This window comes from Lysinibacillus sp. TE18511 (assembly GCF_054062295.1).
Window position 1 is genome coordinate 60,919 of the sequence record NZ_JBSSFD010000009.1, and the last position, 15,508, is coordinate 76,426.

Consider the following 15,508-nt stretch of genomic DNA (forward strand, 5'->3'; position numbering starts at 1 on the left):
CAGGTTTTTTCTTCATTTCGCAATAAAAAAAGTTAGCTCCTCGGCAACATTAGCGGAGGAAGCGGCTCGACGCTCGCTCGCGGGAAAGCGAGTAGACCGTACCCAGATAAAATAACGTAGTTCTTAAAAGCGAATGATTTAAACTCTGCAGACGTTGTGCTAAAATAAAATATATACTATAACGTGGAAAAACACGTAAACTAAGGGAGTCTTACAACATGACAAGTCGTTTAGTAGAAGAGTTTTTTGAACTCGTACAAATCGATTCAGAAACAAAACATGAACAAGTGATTGCACCGATTTTAATCGACAAATTAACAGCACTAGGTTTTACAGTAGAACAAGATGATGCACATACTCGTAACGGGCATGGAGCAGGGAATATACTTGCAACATTAAAAGGTTCGTTAGATGTCGAACCTATTTATTTTACTTCGCATATGGATACAGTTGTCCCAGGTAAAGGTATTAAACCGTCTCTTCGTGAAGATGGCTATATCGTATCCGATGGCACAACAATTTTAGGTGCTGATGACAAAGCTGGCCTTGCTGCTTTATTTGAAATGGCTAAACGCTTAAAAGAGCAAAATATTGAACATGGAGATATTGAATTTATTATTACAGCTGGTGAAGAAAGTGGACTCGTTGGAGCTAAAGAGTTAGATCCATCTAAAATTAAAGCAAAATATGGTTTTGCAGTAGACAGTGATGGCAAAGTAGGCGGTATTGTAACAGCGGCACCATTCCAAGCAAAAATCTTTGCAAAAATAATTGGGAAAACAGCTCATGCTGGTGTTGCTCCAGAAAAAGGAATATCTGCGATTACGGTTGCTTCTAAATGTATTGCACAAATGAAGCTTGGTCGTTTAGATGAAGATACGACAGCAAATATCGGTCGCTTTGAAGGTGGCCAGGCAACAAATATTGTATGTGATGAAGTGACAATACTAGCAGAAGCACGTTCTATCGACAAAACGAAGCTTGATGCACAAACTAAGCATATGCAGGAGACGTTTGAGCAAGTTTCTGCTTCATTAGGGGCAAAAGCTGAAGTAGAAGTAAAACTAATGTATCCTGGCTTCCGTGTAACAGAAAAGGATAAAGTTGTTCAAGTGGCAATGGCAGCTGCACACAGCATTGAACGTACACCAAAGCTTGGTATTTCTGGTGGTGGATCTGATGCCAATGTTATTGCTGGCTTCGGTATCCCAACAGTAAATTTATCTGTTGGTTATGAGGATATTCATACAACAAATGAAAAAATACCAGTAGAAGAATTAGAAAAATTAGCAGATTTACTTGTCGAAATTGTAAAAGAGTCTGCAAAAAAATAACAACAGAGTCTAAGGATGTGACCGCATGGAAAGTGTAAAGGCAGTAGTCTTTGCTTGTGGTACAGAGGAATATGCAGTACCTGTGGAGCAAGCGATTTCGATTGAAAAGTTAGAGCATGTAACACCTATTCCTCATTTACCCAATTATCTACTAGGCTTCACAAGAATTCGTGGTGAGCTAGTGCCTGTGCTTGATTTTGAACGTATTCTTTACAATCGTTCTTCAAATACTGCAACAGCACGTGTTATCGTATTGAACACGGATGTTGTGAATTATGGATTACTTGTGACAGAAGCTCGTGAAATTCTTGATTTTGATGAGTCTGTATTAAAGCAAGTGGGACTTGTCAATTATTCAAAAACACGCTACTTTACAGCTGTGGCAAATCTGGAAAATCGTATGATTACATACGTAGACCCAAAAATACTTGTGAATTCATTAGAAGGTATTCGTGAAATTATTAATTATTTGCACAAATTGCTTGAAAATGAAAATGAAAAGGAAAACGTAGAGGCTTGAGTACTCTACGTTTTTTTTTTGTTGCTATAGTAAAAATCACCTGTGTTTATACGATTTTATCGAACAGTACTCCCGATAATTATCAATTGGACCTACAGACATTTTCGTTATAACTGCGTATTATGTAATGTAATAAAACTACTGTAAAGGCAAACTTCACCGAAAGGGAAGGACGCAAAGCCATGAGTCTAAACACTATATTAGTATAGTGCATGATTGTCAGGTTGCCAGGTTCTGTTCTATGAGCCTTGGTAAATAGAATGGAGATGTAACATATGGTAAGTCGTTCACTATCAAAAGCAATCATTGCTTTTATAGTAACAATTGTAAGTACGCTAGGATTAACAATAGGAAAGGTAGAGGCAACGGCCATGCAAGATAGGGCTACTTGGTTATGGGATACGACGAAAATTGTTGAAGATGAAACAGGCGTACTCCAATTTTTAGAAAGCAAAGATGTTAACAAAGTCTATTTACAGATTAATACTGATATAGCAAATGACAATTATAAAAGCTTTATTGACAAAGCAACAGCAAAAGGTATAAAAGTATATGCATTGGATGGTGCTGCAAGTTGGGTGTCAGAGGATGGCTATAAAATGCAGGATCAACTGTTTGAGTGGTTAAATACATATAATGAGAGTGCATTAACAACAGAGCAATTTTCTGGGGTCCACCTGGATGTAGAGCCCTATCTAAATAGTGGGTGGAGCTCGAATCAAGTAAATACAATCGAATCCTATCAAGCGCTCCTTACTAAAGCGAAAGAGGAGGCCAATCAATTACAAATACCTTTGGAAGTCGATATGCCATTTTGGTTTGATGAGATCGCTTATAGCAATCAATATGGCAATGGTATATTAGCTGAATGGGTTATCGATCAAGTGGATAGTGTTTCGATCATGGCCTATCGAGATGCAGCTAAAAACATTATCAAAATCGTTGAAAATGAAATAGAGTATGCACAAAAAGTAAATAAATCAATTGTGATTGGTGTAGAAACAGGCGCTTCTAATGAGGGGAAAACAATTACCTTTTATGATAATGGAGAAGCCTATATGAATAAACAATTAGCAACGGTTCATCGTCATTATGCCAATAAAACAAGCTTTAATGGTTTTGCTATTCATCATGTCGATAGTTGGATGAATATGCGGCCATAATAAAAAATCCTCTCCAGCTGAAGTTGGAGAGGATTTTTTCTATTAGGAAAGTCGACCGCTATAGTCTTCAAATTTAAATTCACGAATAACTTTAATGCCTTCTTCATCGTTATAAGAAACGATTGATGGAAGGTTTACCCCATTAAACATATGGTTTTTCACCATTGAGTAATGTGCCATATCCGTAAATACAAGACGATCTCCTGGTTTTAAAGGTTGTTCAAATGAATAATCACCAATAATGTCACCAGCAAGACATGTAAGTCCGCCTAGACGATATGTGTGTGCTAGCTCATTTGCTTGACCAGAACCGATAATCATAGGGCGGTATGGCATTTCTAGAACATCTGGCATATGACATGTTGCCGATGTGTCTAAAATTGCTAAGTCCATACCGTTTTTCTGAATATCAAGAACAGTTGCTACTAAATAACCAGTATTTAGTGCAACAGCTTCACCTGGCTCTAAATATACGAGAAGGTTATACTTGTCTTGGATGTAATTAATGATATTCACTAGCTTTTCTACATCATAATCTTCACGAGTGATATGGTGACCACCGCCAAAGTTTAACCATTTCATTTGATGCAAAACATCACCAAATTTTTCTTCGACAACTTGTATAATACGCTCTAACGTATCTGAATTTTGCTCACACATTGCATGGAAGTGTAAGCCATCAATACCGTCAAGCTGTGACTTGTCGAAGTTGGCTAATGTTGTACCTAGGCGAGAATTTGTGTAGCAAGGATCGTAAAGAGCTGTTTCAATTTCAGAGTACTCAGGATTAATACGAATACCACATTCAATTGTTTTACCAGCAGATTTTACTTTATCCTTGTACTGTGCCCATTGGTTAAATGAGTTAAACACGATGTGCTCAACATAGCCCAGAAGCTCGTCCATCTCATGCTCCATATAAGCAGGTGCATAAACGTGTACTTCCTTGCCCATTTTTTCATAGCCAAGTCGCGCTTCGTGAAGTGAACTTGATGTAATGCCGGCTAAATATTTACCTACTAAAGGGAATGTTGAATGCATTGAAAACCCTTTTAAGGCAAGTAAAATACGACAGCCAGTGCGATCTTGAATTGATTTTAAAAGCTCAAGATTTTTTGTTAATAATCGCTCATCCACTACGTAAGAAGGGGATGGAACTTTTGAGAAATCAATTGGTTTCATTGGTTTATTTCCTTTGCATCTAAATCAAGGTCAAGTAATTCTGGATTATGGCTTTCTTGCCATGGTAGACCCCATTTATTTAGCGCATCCATGAATGGATCTGGATTGAAATCTTCGACGTTCCAAACGCCTGGTTTACGCCATTCACCGTTCATCACAAGCATCGCGCCAATCATTGCAGGTACACCAGTTGTGTAAGAAATCGCCTGTGAACCAACTTCGTTATAACATTCTTCGTGGTCACATACGTTGTACACATAATACGTTTTTTCCTTGCCATCTTTTAGACCGCGAACGATACAACCGATATTTGTTTTCCCTTTTGTACGTGGTCCAAGTGATGCTGGATCAGGCAGTACTGCTGTAAGGAAGTGGATTGGTTGAATCATTTTTCCTTCAAACTCGATAGGCTCGATAGAAGTCATACCAACATTTTCTAATACTTTTAAATGTGTTAAGTATTTTTCTGAGAATGTCATCCAGAAACGGATTTGCTTTAAGCCTTTAATGTTTTTAGCAAGAGATTCTAACTCTTCATGGTATAACAGGTAAATATCTTTTGGTCCAATTTCCGGTAAGTTATACACTTCTTTTTTCTCAAGTGGTGCAGTTTCTATCCACTTGCCTTCTTTCCAGTAACGACCATTCGCAGTAATTTCACGAATGTTGATTTCTGGGTTGAAGTTTGTTGCAAAATGATAACCATGATCACCAGCATTTGCATCCACAATATCAATGTAGTGGATTTCATCAAATTCATGTTTTTGAGCATGAGCTGTGAAAACGCCCGTTACACCTGGATCAAAACCACTACCAAGTAATGCAGTTAAGCCAGCTTTTTCGAACTTCTCTTTGTAAGCCCATTGCCATTTATATTCAAATTTTGCCGTTTCAGGTGGCTCGTAGTTTGCAGTATCCACATAGTGTACACCTGTCGCTAAGCAAGCATCCATAATCGTTAAGTCCTGATAAGGTAGTGCTACGTTAATGACAACATCTGGTCCAAAGGCTTTAATAAGCTCAATAACCTCTTCTGTATTGTCTGCGTCTACCTGTGCAGTTTGGATCTTTGTTTTTCCGCCTTCTAGTTTTTCTTTTAGAGCGTCACATTTTGAAACAGTTCTACTTGCGATACAAATTTCCTCAAATACGTCCGAATTTTGAACACACTTGTGTACCACAACACTGGCTACTCCGCCAGCTCCGATAATCAATGCTTTACCCAATTGTCTACCCCCAAGTTCATAAAAGTATTGTCAAACAAGCTGATTATACAGAAAATTGATTTACTACTCAATCATTGTTTTTAAATTTTCTACAAAAAAATTTATTTTTCTACAACAATCAGTCGTATTCAGAGGGGAATACCACGAAAAAAGAAGCTTTCTATGAAAAAAAATCCCTTTACTACTGCTGTAGAAAAGGGGAAAAATGAGGCTCATCACCATAACGTGTGGTTGATTTCCGTTCCGACTGGGCGCTTTGTAGCTGACGCTTTGCTTTCGCTACAGATAAAACATTTGTCGCTGACACTTCGCTGTCGCGCAGATAAAACATTTGTCGCTGACGCTTCGCTTTCGCGCAGATAAAACATTTGTTGCTGTCGCTTCGCTTTCGCACAGAGCAAAGCTTCCTGGGGGCGTCCGATGAGCCGCTTCGCTCCAGGATCTCGGGCCAACAAATGTTTTCTGTGCGAAAGCGTAGTGCAAACGCAGCGTCAGCGACAGGATGTTGGTCACGAAGGCGTTATCACAGGACGTGATGCTATTAGCCTTCGTTCCTCTATATCGCTAATCCCCAAGGAGTCGCCCAGTCTCCACTCCAATCAACTAATATACAGTCCATATATTTAAAAAAATGATAGCTCATCACAATTCTAGTAATAAGCTTCAAAACTATATTTTCCACCCAGCGATTTATTTAGAAAAACGATTTGAAATTTTCATCCCGCCATAAATAAAAAAAGATAATGAGTAATGTACTTAAAATTCCCGTCACAAGGGCATAAGTACTGAGGGCCACGTCCACTTGACTTTGCAGAGCATAAATGAAAATAGCTCCTAGTGTAAATAAGTTTCCAATAATAAGCGATATAAAATGAAAGCGACTATTCATAGCAAGCCCTCCTTTATATTGAATGCACAAATGATGTAGATAGAACACTTCAATTATCTCATAATTCAGAACTTTATCAACCTTTTTTGATAAGGATAAATAAACAGTACTTTTCTAATACAATGTCTTGCTATTGAAATAGAATGATAAGAGAAAAGTCCTGGTAGAGATGTTAATACCAGCTCAACAAATGGAACATACGGCATATTAAATTAGTTGAATTGAAAGAATTTTTAGATGATAATAGCTCCTTTTCTCTCCAAAGATGGTAAACTACCTATAAGACTTTTCTTTTGGTGAAGGTGAGGATTTTAATAGTGATCAAACAGTTTGATGAGCAAGTCCAACAGATAAATGAATTATTTTTAAGTGGAAAAGTGAAAGAAAGCTATCAGTTAGCGAAAATAGTTTTAGCTGATAGAGCGTTTATTGAACATGAATCATTGGCAACAATTCAACAGCACGTCGCGTTGTTAGAAGCGAACGGCTATGCAAATATGCCTGTTCCGTCTGCTGAGAAGGAGAAGCAAAGTGTTGAACGGGCAGATGGCTCCTACCCAGAGCGTGATGTACTCGCTGCTTATTTAGGAAGTCAGGATGATGAACAGTTTGCTAAAGTGGTAGACGAATTATTAGCTGGATCCATTGAAGCGCAAGCGAATGCCTACTATACAATGGCTGAATATTTTGTTCTTGCTAAGGAGCATGATAAGGCAATGGCGCAATTTGCTGAAGCGGTAAAATTACAGCCAAATAAAGCGCTTTACTGGGGAGCCTTTGCACAGTTTTTGAACCGTAGTGAAGGCAGTCCGTATTTGGCACTGCGTCTCATTGAAGAAGCAATACAGTTAGATAGCATGAACCCACGCTGGTACTATATTCAAGGAAATATTTTCTTGCAACTTGTTGCAGCAACAAAAAATTTAAGCTATTTACCGGCTTTAGAAGAAGCCTGGGAAAAGGCTAAAAAACGCTGCTCTGCTAAACAGATTGCCCTAAAAGTGGACATTGCGAAATCCAATGACCTACTATTGCAATGGAAAAAGCAAATGTTATAGAAAGAAAGGATACCTCTCGTAGTTAGGGGGGCTTAGAAAACTATAAGTCTGACTCCAAATAATGTCATATAATTAAGGAATCATAAATAAAATAGGGAATGAACAATCAGGTTTAATAATATTAATAATTATTCCATAAAAATGAATAATTATTAATATTTACGTCTTTTTCCGTATTTTTATGCTATAATACAACTATAAACGGACGTATGAAACTTATTTTATCTTCATTCAAGCAGATCTTTTCTGTAGCGAAAGCAAAGCGACCGTTACATCCACCTTTCTAGGTGAAGAGATGAATGCGGATTTGGTTCCTTTTCAGTGGGTACCCAAGCACCGACTGAATGAAGATAAAGCCTCCGGCGGATGTCATGGATTTTGAAAGGAATGAATTGTGCGTGCACAATTCAAAATCCGGACGCAATTACGCCAAGGCGAAATTGATTGCATGAAAGAAGTGTTGCTTTGAGTTTATATGTAGCGTATGTGTTGGTAGGACTTGCAATTGCCATGCCTGTAGGAGCCATTACAGTAGAAATGACAAAGCAAGGACTAAAAAATGGTTTTATGCATGGCTGGGCTGTAGGGCTTGGTGGTATGACAATTGATGTTGTATTGGTTTTTGCTTTGTATATGGGACTAGCCTCCATTTTAGCAATGCCCATCATTCAAATTCCTATGTGGCTTATAGGGGCTGGCTTCTTATTCCTTTTAGGTTTGGATTCAATAAAAAATGCTGGCCAGGATATTACGCTGGCAGGAGAGAAAGTAACAAAATCGTTTTTCACTTCTTATCGAAATGGTTTACTAGTAGCAATTTCGCCTGGAAATCTAGTTTTTTGGGTAAATGTTTTTGGTGTCGTACTAGCCAAATCATATGGGCAAGGGGAGTCGGATAATTTTTTAGTCATTGCTGCAGGGGTTCTGAGTGGCATATTGTTACATGATATAGGCTTGATGACCATTGTTTCTGTTACCCGTAAAGCGATGAGTCGTAAAGTCATTAAGTCGCTTACAATAGTAGCGGGCGTATTATTAATTGGCTTTGCAGGGTATTTTATTTATGAATTTATACAAGCCATCAAAGTGTATATATAAAAAGTGCGATCCCAAAAGATCGCACTTTTTCATTTTATGCTGAAATATCGATTTTTTCATTAATACAAGCCAAAATTTCTTCTGCTACTTGATGTGCTAAAGAGAGTTCAGAAGTGAAGCCTACACATGAACAATTCATTTCCCCTAAAATATAGCAATCCTCGCCAGCCTCGTTTGTATCTAACATGAAATCGGCTGTCCAAATGAGTGGTAAGTCATAATTGCCGAGTAGGCTAGTAACGAGAGGGAGCTGGGTTAAAAAGTTTTGTACAAGCTCTTCCCAGTCTTCCGGTGCGTCATAGCGATATTGCGCGCCTGAGAACAGTGTTGCACTAAAAGCGTCTTCGGAATCTGCTGGTTTTTTATGTACTACGTGAACTGCTTTATCACGCAACATAAATAAGCGGATTTCACCTTCAGTAATACGAGGAAGGAAGCGCATATCAATTAGCATGCCATTTGGACCTGTAATGTACTGTTCACAGAACGTCATGAAATCTCCAAGTTTCCAATATTCCACATGATTATCTTTTGCTTCGGTACATTTAATCTCCGCATCAAGTGGCACTTCTGTGATCCCTTCAGCAAGAGGTTCAACTAATTTTACTCGCCATATCCCTTCGCCTGTTGAACCACGATTTTGCTTTAGAACTCGTTCAGTAATAGCAAGAGAGGTAGGGAATTGGGCTTTAAATGCTTCAATCGTATAATAAGCAAATGTATCATTGGGCACTAAATTTGTAGAAGACAGCTTTGATAATACATCTTTAGAGCCATAGCCAATCATTGCATCTGGATGAGGCATACCGATGACACCCTCATTACATAGCTCGCGTAACATATCAAAATATTCTTCCTCATGCTGTAAGTTTCCTGGATTTATACGTGATACATAGGCTGCACCATGCTCTTTGACATAATGATAAATTTCCTCTTTTTTTGTAACATCAAAGAAAATGACTTCTGCATCCTGTCCTCGTTGTTTTAGCGCATTCACCATTGGCATTGTATCTTGTCGATAGCCATCTGGTCCCTTATCTGTGCCGCCACGAACTTCGAAAAAAATAACTTTTTTATCCATAAAAAATACCCCTTTAAAATGATTGATGATATTTTCAGTATACTGGACAGACAAGGAAAAAGGATATATAAAATAAGTAAATTTTATGTATAGATTTATAATTTTATGATCTTTTATAGGAATTAACGACTAATATTTTTCGGAATAATCAAAATTTATTGAATTTATGCTAAGCGTGTTTTTTTCTGAAAAACAGTGAGGTATAAAATCATACATAGAATAAGCAATGTTCCGATAAATTGAAAACCACCGAAGGAAATTTTAAGCCAAAATACATTTGTTATAACAACTGTAAGGGGTTCTAGGCTGCAAAGCAAGAATACCCGCGGAAGAGAGGTAAATATCCGCGCGAAGCTAGGGAATAGCCATGAAATGAGAATCAAATCCCCATTTGTGAAAAATTATTGAAAATTATAGGTAAAAGGATGGAGCCTTTTGCACTGGATTTATTTACAGCTATAACCAAATGTAGTAAAGTAAAGTTAATAGTAAAGAAGACTTTACTATTAACTTCACTTAAAGGATTTGGTTTTTAATGAAAAAGGATGAAGAACTTCTATATCACCTTGTACAGGAAATAAATGATGCCATTTATTCGATGGATAGTCATTTCATTAAGTTACATCAGAATTTAGTGACTGATGATTTATCACCTAAGCAACTAATTTTATTAGATTTTATTGAAAAAAATAGCCAAGTGACGATAGGACAGATTGCAAGTTATTTGAATATTACTTCAAGTGCTGTCGGTCAATTGGTTAGTAAACTTGAAGAACAGCAATATGTAACTCGGCGTATTAATCCTGAAAACCGACGTGAAATATTTGTAAGTCTAGATACTTCAGGCTTTAAGTATTTTGAACGAGAGGAAGAAATAAAACGATTTATTATCTCTAAATATTATTCAAAGCTCGAATTAAGTGAGCTTGTGCAATTAAAAGAGGTTATTCAGAAACTCAATCAAATTGTCATTAAGGAAGGCACTATCGATGCATTAAATGATCATCATTTGAAAAAAGGGGAGCTGTAACATGATCGCTTTAAAGAAAAAGCAAAATATATGGCTAGCATTTTTGTTAGTCGTTCTTGCTAGTAATTACACACTCTATAACACGGGACTTGGCTTATCTATTTTACCAACTGAAACAAATGGAGTTGTCATAGGTTCATTAATTGATTTTCTCCTTGTAATGCCTGTTTTATTTATGCTGTATAAGGGTAAGTTTTCTGTAAAACAAGCGGTAATTTTAGCAGCGTCTGGTTGTATTGCAGCCCGTTTTATTATTCCAATCGAGCATCTACAGCCTTTTGTTGCGGTTACGTGGGTTGGATTTGCCATTGAAGGTTCGATTATTTTATTAGAAATATTACTAGTTGCAACTCTTGTTCGTTACATGCCAAGAATTCTAGCAGATGTACGATCAAATACTTTACCAGATCTGTTCACATTTCCACAAGCAGTTGAAAAACATGCCCCAAAGCATCTTATTATACAAATGCTGTGCACAGACTTTTTAGTACTTTACTATAGTTTGGCAAGCTGGAAGAGAAAAGAGCGTCCAGGATTAACCTTACATAAAAACTCCAGCTATATTGCTTTTCAAATTATGATCATCCATGGAATTGCCATTGAAACAATAGGAATTCACTGGTGGCTACATGAGAAATCAATGGTTCTTTCTATTCTATTGCTTATTTTTAATGTATACTCTGTTGTATTTTTTATTGCAGATATGCAGGCAATTCGTTTAAATCCTGTCTATGTAACATCTGATAAGCTGTATTTGTCTTTAGGTTTGATGAAACGTGCAGAAATTCGCTTTGAAGATATTGAAGAACTTATTGAAGATAAGGAACAATTGGAAGGGAAATTATCTAAAGATACGATTGATTTTGTAGCACGTGATTTTGGTGAGGCCTACCCACAGTTTATTTTAAAGATGAGGAAACCTGTGGAAGTGACTTTTATGCTTGGACTAAAAAAACGTTATAACAAAGTGGCGATTAAAGCGGACCAAGTGCAGGAATTTAGAAATATGCTATTATACGGAATGGAAAATAATAGATAATAAACTACAGGTGCTAGCAACTAAGCTAGCACCTGTTTAATTTACAAGACTAAAATAACTAAGATAGCAAGAACACACAATAATTAAACCACTTCTAGCTATATGAATTTGTTCATTTTATTTAATCTATGTGGGCAATTGCATTTAATATATCTTCACTGACTGCATCCCAAAATTGTTGCTGTACAGAATCACAATATAGATATAGCTCTTTATTTTGAACATGCTCATATAGCTCCGTAATCGCTTCCTTTTGGAAATGGAGTCGATGGTTTAATGCTTCTCGTTCTTCCTCGATACAAAACGATTTAAATATATCTGCGAGGCGCTCAAGCTTTGCCAATTGTTGTTTCGTTACCTCATATTGTGTTTTGTGAAAGCGACCTACTGCTGTAGTCATCGTAATCTTTGCTCGATGCTCAGTATTTAACGTTCGCAATTCTTCCTGACGAATAGCCACGCGATACCAAAATTCATAACGAATAGGTAAGTCTTTTAGCTCGTATGTGAGCAAGTATTTTAAAATAAAAGAAACTTGCTCATATGTATCTATAATCTTTTCTGATTCTTTAAAAATACCAAACATACAACCACCCCCGTCTAGTTTTAATACTACGAATGAAGAAGGAAATCCTTTAAATTTTTGATAATATACGGAAAAGTACCAGTCGGAACAGAAATCACCCCCTCGTATTGCCGAAGAGTCACAATTTATTTAATTGGACAAATATCATTGACATAATATAGTTTTTTAACAACATGGCACTAGATTTTTACCTCAAGGTAAGAACCTAGTGTTTTTTGTGAATTAAAAAATTATTAAATTATCACAAAATTCCTTATTTTTTGTTAAGAAAAGTATCGTTTATGAAGAAATATGGAAATAGCATTTACAAAATAAAAATATATGTGTTAACTTTAGAAATGTAACTAGTTAACTTAAAGGGGGAGGTTAACAATGCAACATTTTTGGATTGTTGGGACAGATACAGATGTCGGTAAAACGGTTATCACCACATTACTGATGCGACAATTACAGCAGCATGATCTACAAGTCACGCCTTACAAGCCTGTGCAAACTGGCGAGGTACATGAGAATGGGCATTGCTATTACTACGATACAGCAATGTATGAAAAGTATTCATTACAAAGACTGGAGCCAGATAATTTAAATGGCTATTCGTTTAAGGAAGCCGCATCACCACATTTTGCTGCGCAACTGGAGGGCCAGCAAATTAATGTGGAGCATTTATTACAACAAATTCAGAAGTTACAGCAATCAAACGATGTCGTGATTTGTGAGGGAGCAGGGGGACTTTTTGTTCCATTGGATACATTTGGAGAAAATACGCTCCTTGATGTAATCGTTCAAAGTAAGCTTCCAGTTGTTATTGTCACACGAACAACACTAGGAACGATTAACCATACATTGCTAACTCTTGAGGCTTTACATACTCGAAATGTTGAGGTTCTTGGCATTGTATTTAATGGAGACACAGGCAGTAAAATGGAACAAGATAATGTGAAAACGATTCTACAACATCATGATTTACCATATGCGACGATTCCAAAGCTTCAAGATATTTCACAAGCTGTTGACTATTCCATTTCACGTACATCTTTGTTTGAAAGGCTGGTCAACTATGAAACAAGCATTAACTGAATTGCAGAAAAGAGATTTACAACATGTCTGGCATCCGTGCTCACAAATGAAGGACTATGAGCAATTTCCACCTATTGTACTTAAAAAAGGACAAGGTGTTTGGCTTTACGATGAAAATAATCATCGCTATTTAGACGCTGTATCTTCTTGGTGGGTTAATTTGTTTGGACATGCGAATCCTCGTATTAGTCAAGCATTAAGTGATCAAGCATTTACATTAGAACATGCGATTTTTGCAAACTTTTCACATGAACCTGCGATTAAGGTGGCAGAAAAATTAGTAGCCTTAACGCCAGATGGTCTAAATAAAGTATTTTTTGCAGACAACGGCTCATCGGCTATAGAAGTCGCATTAAAAATGAGTTTTCAGTATCATATGCAAACTGGAAAAACAACGAAAAAGCGGTTTTTAGCTTTAACGGATGCTTATCACGGTGAAACACTTGGTGCCTTATCTGTTGGAGGAGTAGGGTTGTATAACGAAGTGTATCAGCCACTTTTATTGGATACGGTGCGAGCACAAGGGCCAGATTGCTTCCGATGTCCTTTCAAAGAGAAGCCTGAAAGCTGTCATGCCCAATGTATACAATTTGTTGAAGAAGAGCTTCATCAGCATCGTGAAGAAATTACAGCTGTTATTATTGAGCCACTAATTCAAGCGGCAGCGGGTATGAAAATGTACCCTCCAATTTATTTGAAGCGATTACGAGAGCTTTGTACAAAATACGATATTCATTTAATCGCAGATGAAATTGCAGTTGGTTTTGGACGTACAGGTACATTATTTGCCTGTGAGCAAGCGGATATTGCTCCAGATTTTATGTGCTTGTCAAAAGGTTTAACAGGTGGATATTTGCCACTATCCGCTGTATTAACGACTGATGATGTTTATAACGCTTTTTATGATGATTACGGCACGATGAAAGCGTTTTTACACTCTCATAGCTATTCTGGTAATACCCTGGCTTGTCGAGTAGCTCTGGAAGTTTTGACAATGTTTGAAGAGGAGCGTGTGATCGACATTGTACAAAACAAGGGTGAACGTATGCGGAAGCTAGCTATGCAGGCATTTGAACAATTGCCATTTGTTGGCGAATATCGACAGGTAGGGTTAGTTGGCGCTATTGAACTAGTCGCCAATCGTGAAACAAAGGAGCCACTTCCAAGTGAGGAACGTATCGGTTATCAAATATATAAACGTGCTTTAGAGAAAGGCTTACTGATTCGTCCTCTTGGCAATATATTATATTTCATGCCTCCTTACATTATATCTGATGATGAAATGCGTTTTATGATTGATACAACAAAAGAAACGCTTATGCAATTTTTTGAGGAGTGGGAGGGAGTAGTTTGTTCAAACGACAATCAACACTGTCACTTGTCATGATTGCGATGTTTGCCGCTTTAACCGCAATCGGGGCGTTTATTAAAATACCACTACCTGTAGTGCCCTTTACATTACAAATTGTCTTTGTTTTTTTAGCAGGTTGCTTGCTCGGCAGTCGCAATGGATTTCAAAGTCAGCTCGTCTATATAGGCGTTGGTTTAGTTGGTTTGCCCGTTTTTACACAAGGTGGAGGCATCACCTATGTACTGCAACCAACATTTGGTTACCTGATTGGCTTTGCACTGGCAGCTTTAGTCATTGGTTTCATCATTGAAAGAGTGGATACTCCAACGAAAAAACATTTTATCGGTGCAAATATTGTCGGGCTTATCGTTATTTATGCGGTGGCCGTTCCATATTTATATGTGTCTTTGAATTTCTGGTTACACATGGAAACTAGCTGGTCACATATTTTCTTAGTTGGCTTTTTAAACAGTATTGTTGCAGATTTTTGCTTAGCAATCGCTTCTGCACTTCTGGCTGAGCGACTTTACAAAGTATTTAATTCAGCAAGAGCAATAACTTCTTTCAGCGGAAGTCTCCCACCTCTATAGGTGGAGAGATAAATGCAGATTTAAGTTGTTTTTTAGCGGATATTCAACATTAGCTGAAATAAGTTATAGCCTCCGGCGGATGTCACGGAATCGGAAAGGAATACTTAGGGGATGTTAGCCTAAAATCATCGCATCCATGCGATAACGGCTAACTGACCTGCATCGGTGCTGCTGCCGCTTCGCTTTCGCGCAAAAAACATCTGCAGGCCTAAGCACAAAGCCGATTCCGGACACAATTATGCCGAGGCATAATTGATAGATTGTACAAGTAGAGAGGGAGAATG

Annotated in this window: 16 protein-coding genes and 1 riboswitch; of the genes, 10 read left to right on the forward strand and 6 right to left on the reverse strand. The window is 37.5% G+C overall.

The features are described from left to right. The first annotated feature begins 218 nt into the window (after window positions 1-218). The 3 genes from ACVWXS_RS09095 to ACVWXS_RS09105 all read left to right on the forward strand — a co-directional run bounded on the left by ACVWXS_RS09095 (window position 219) and on the right by ACVWXS_RS09105 (window position 3,017). The gene (locus ACVWXS_RS09095) at window positions 219-1,334 is read left to right on the forward strand and encodes a M20/M25/M40 family metallo-hydrolase (RefSeq protein WP_456957758.1); all 1,116 of its coding nucleotides are present in this window, start codon (window positions 219-221) and stop codon (window positions 1,332-1,334) included. 25 nt (window positions 1,335-1,359) lie between these two features. Then, on the forward strand, window positions 1,360-1,854 hold the full coding sequence (locus ACVWXS_RS09100; protein WP_456957760.1) for a chemotaxis protein CheW: 495 nt from the start codon (window positions 1,360-1,362) through the stop codon (window positions 1,852-1,854). Window positions 1,855-1,992: 138 nt separating this feature from the next. Then, window positions 1,993-2,086, forward strand: a riboswitch (cyclic di-GMP riboswitch). A gap of 43 nt (window positions 2,087-2,129) precedes the next feature. After that, window positions 2,130-3,017, forward strand: a complete 888-nt coding sequence (locus ACVWXS_RS09105; protein WP_456957762.1) for an amidase — start codon at window positions 2,130-2,132, stop codon at window positions 3,015-3,017. Window positions 3,018-3,059: 42 nt separating this feature from the next. Here ACVWXS_RS09105 and nspC read toward each other — a convergent pair whose 3' ends face one another. The 4 genes from nspC to ACVWXS_RS09125 all read right to left on the reverse strand — a co-directional run bounded on the left by nspC (window position 3,060) and on the right by ACVWXS_RS09125 (window position 6,314). Then, the gene (gene nspC / locus ACVWXS_RS09110; RefSeq protein ID WP_068984736.1) at window positions 3,060-4,199 is read right to left on the reverse strand and encodes a carboxynorspermidine decarboxylase; all 1,140 of its coding nucleotides are present in this window, start codon (window positions 4,197-4,199) and stop codon (window positions 3,060-3,062) included. Continuing rightward, on the reverse strand, window positions 4,196-5,425 hold the full coding sequence (locus tag ACVWXS_RS09115) for a saccharopine dehydrogenase family protein (protein WP_374966181.1): 1,230 nt from the start codon (window positions 5,423-5,425) through the stop codon (window positions 4,196-4,198). The genes nspC and ACVWXS_RS09115 overlap by 4 nt, the downstream gene beginning before the upstream one ends. 215 nt (window positions 5,426-5,640) lie before the next feature. Beyond that, entirely contained in the window at window positions 5,641-5,877 is a 237-nt protein-coding gene (locus ACVWXS_RS09120) for a hypothetical protein (RefSeq protein WP_456957765.1), read from the reverse strand. Window positions 5,878-6,119: 242 nt separating this feature from the next. Next, window positions 6,120-6,314, reverse strand: coding sequence for a hypothetical protein (locus ACVWXS_RS09125; protein ID WP_368636685.1), 195 nt, complete (start codon window positions 6,312-6,314; stop codon window positions 6,120-6,122). Window positions 6,315-6,631: 317 nt separating this feature from the next. On the opposite strand from ACVWXS_RS09125, the gene ACVWXS_RS09130 reads away from it, so the two are divergent. Together ACVWXS_RS09130 and ACVWXS_RS09135 are read left to right on the forward strand one after the other, a co-directional pair. Beyond that, a complete protein-coding gene (locus tag ACVWXS_RS09130) occupies window positions 6,632-7,372 on the forward strand; it encodes a tetratricopeptide repeat protein (protein ID WP_456957767.1) in 741 nt (246 codons plus the stop codon). Between the two features lie 465 nt (window positions 7,373-7,837). After that, window positions 7,838-8,470 carry a LysE family transporter gene (locus tag ACVWXS_RS09135; RefSeq protein ID WP_456957903.1) on the forward strand — a complete coding sequence of 211 codons (633 nt, stop codon included), beginning with the start codon at window positions 7,838-7,840 and terminating at the stop codon, window positions 8,468-8,470. 34 nt (window positions 8,471-8,504) lie between these two features. Here ACVWXS_RS09135 and ACVWXS_RS09140 read toward each other — a convergent pair whose 3' ends face one another. Next, the gene (locus ACVWXS_RS09140; protein WP_456957769.1) at window positions 8,505-9,551 is read right to left on the reverse strand and encodes a Cj0069 family protein; all 1,047 of its coding nucleotides are present in this window, start codon (window positions 9,549-9,551) and stop codon (window positions 8,505-8,507) included. A 535-nt stretch (window positions 9,552-10,086) separates the two neighbouring features. Between ACVWXS_RS09140 and ACVWXS_RS09145 the strand changes: the two genes are divergently transcribed. After that, the gene (locus ACVWXS_RS09145; RefSeq protein WP_456957771.1) at window positions 10,087-10,581 is read left to right on the forward strand and encodes a MarR family winged helix-turn-helix transcriptional regulator; all 495 of its coding nucleotides are present in this window, start codon (window positions 10,087-10,089) and stop codon (window positions 10,579-10,581) included. Window position 10,582: 1 nt separating this feature from the next. Beyond that, a complete protein-coding gene (locus tag ACVWXS_RS09150; protein WP_456957773.1) occupies window positions 10,583-11,620 on the forward strand; it encodes a beta-carotene 15,15'-monooxygenase in 1,038 nt (345 codons plus the stop codon). 121 nt (window positions 11,621-11,741) lie between these two features. On the opposite strand, the gene ACVWXS_RS09155 is transcribed toward ACVWXS_RS09150, so the two are convergent. After that, window positions 11,742-12,206 (reverse strand): hypothetical protein, encoded by a 465-nt coding sequence (locus ACVWXS_RS09155; protein WP_456957775.1) that lies wholly within the window; start codon window positions 12,204-12,206, stop codon window positions 11,742-11,744. 372 nt (window positions 12,207-12,578) lie between these two features. Between ACVWXS_RS09155 and bioD the strand changes: the two genes are divergently transcribed. The 3 genes from bioD to ACVWXS_RS09170 are packed head-to-tail and all read left to right on the forward strand — an operon-like array spanning window position 12,579 to window position 15,224. Continuing rightward, window positions 12,579-13,283, forward strand: coding sequence for a dethiobiotin synthase (bioD, locus tag ACVWXS_RS09160; RefSeq protein ID WP_456957777.1), 705 nt, complete (start codon window positions 12,579-12,581; stop codon window positions 13,281-13,283). Then, the gene (gene bioA / locus ACVWXS_RS09165) at window positions 13,264-14,670 is read left to right on the forward strand and encodes an adenosylmethionine--8-amino-7-oxononanoate transaminase (protein ID WP_456957779.1); all 1,407 of its coding nucleotides are present in this window, start codon (window positions 13,264-13,266) and stop codon (window positions 14,668-14,670) included. Before bioD ends, bioA begins: the two co-directional genes overlap by 20 nt. Next, window positions 14,634-15,224 carry a biotin transporter BioY gene (locus tag ACVWXS_RS09170; protein ID WP_456957781.1) on the forward strand — a complete coding sequence of 197 codons (591 nt, stop codon included), beginning with the start codon at window positions 14,634-14,636 and terminating at the stop codon, window positions 15,222-15,224. Before bioA ends, ACVWXS_RS09170 begins: the two co-directional genes overlap by 37 nt. The last annotated feature ends 284 nt before the right edge of the window (window positions 15,225-15,508 follow it).

Bases quoted from the DNA above. Each gene is read 5' to 3' on its own strand.
- ACVWXS_RS09095 (WP_456957758.1), top strand. From the start codon at position 219: ATGACAAGTCGTTTAGTAGAAGAGTTTTTTGAACTCGTACAAATCGAT.
- ACVWXS_RS09100 (WP_456957760.1), top strand. From the start codon at position 1,360: ATGGAAAGTGTAAAGGCAGTAGTCTTTGCTTGTGGTACAGAGGAATAT.
- ACVWXS_RS09105 (WP_456957762.1), top strand. From the start codon at position 2,130: ATGGTAAGTCGTTCACTATCAAAAGCAATCATTGCTTTTATAGTAACA.
- nspC (WP_068984736.1), bottom strand. From the start codon at position 4,199: ATGAAACCAATTGATTTCTCAAAAGTTCCATCCCCTTCTTACGTAGTG.
- ACVWXS_RS09125 (WP_368636685.1), bottom strand. From the start codon at position 6,314: ATGAATAGTCGCTTTCATTTTATATCGCTTATTATTGGAAACTTATTT.
- ACVWXS_RS09140 (WP_456957769.1), bottom strand. From the start codon at position 9,551: ATGGATAAAAAAGTTATTTTTTTCGAAGTTCGTGGCGGCACAGATAAG.
- ACVWXS_RS09145 (WP_456957771.1), top strand. From the start codon at position 10,087: ATGAAAAAGGATGAAGAACTTCTATATCACCTTGTACAGGAAATAAAT.
- ACVWXS_RS09150 (WP_456957773.1), top strand. From the start codon at position 10,583: ATGATCGCTTTAAAGAAAAAGCAAAATATATGGCTAGCATTTTTGTTA.
- ACVWXS_RS09155 (WP_456957775.1), bottom strand. From the start codon at position 12,206: ATGTTTGGTATTTTTAAAGAATCAGAAAAGATTATAGATACATATGAG.
- bioD (WP_456957777.1), top strand. From the start codon at position 12,579: ATGCAACATTTTTGGATTGTTGGGACAGATACAGATGTCGGTAAAACG.
- bioA (WP_456957779.1), top strand. From the start codon at position 13,264: ATGAAACAAGCATTAACTGAATTGCAGAAAAGAGATTTACAACATGTC.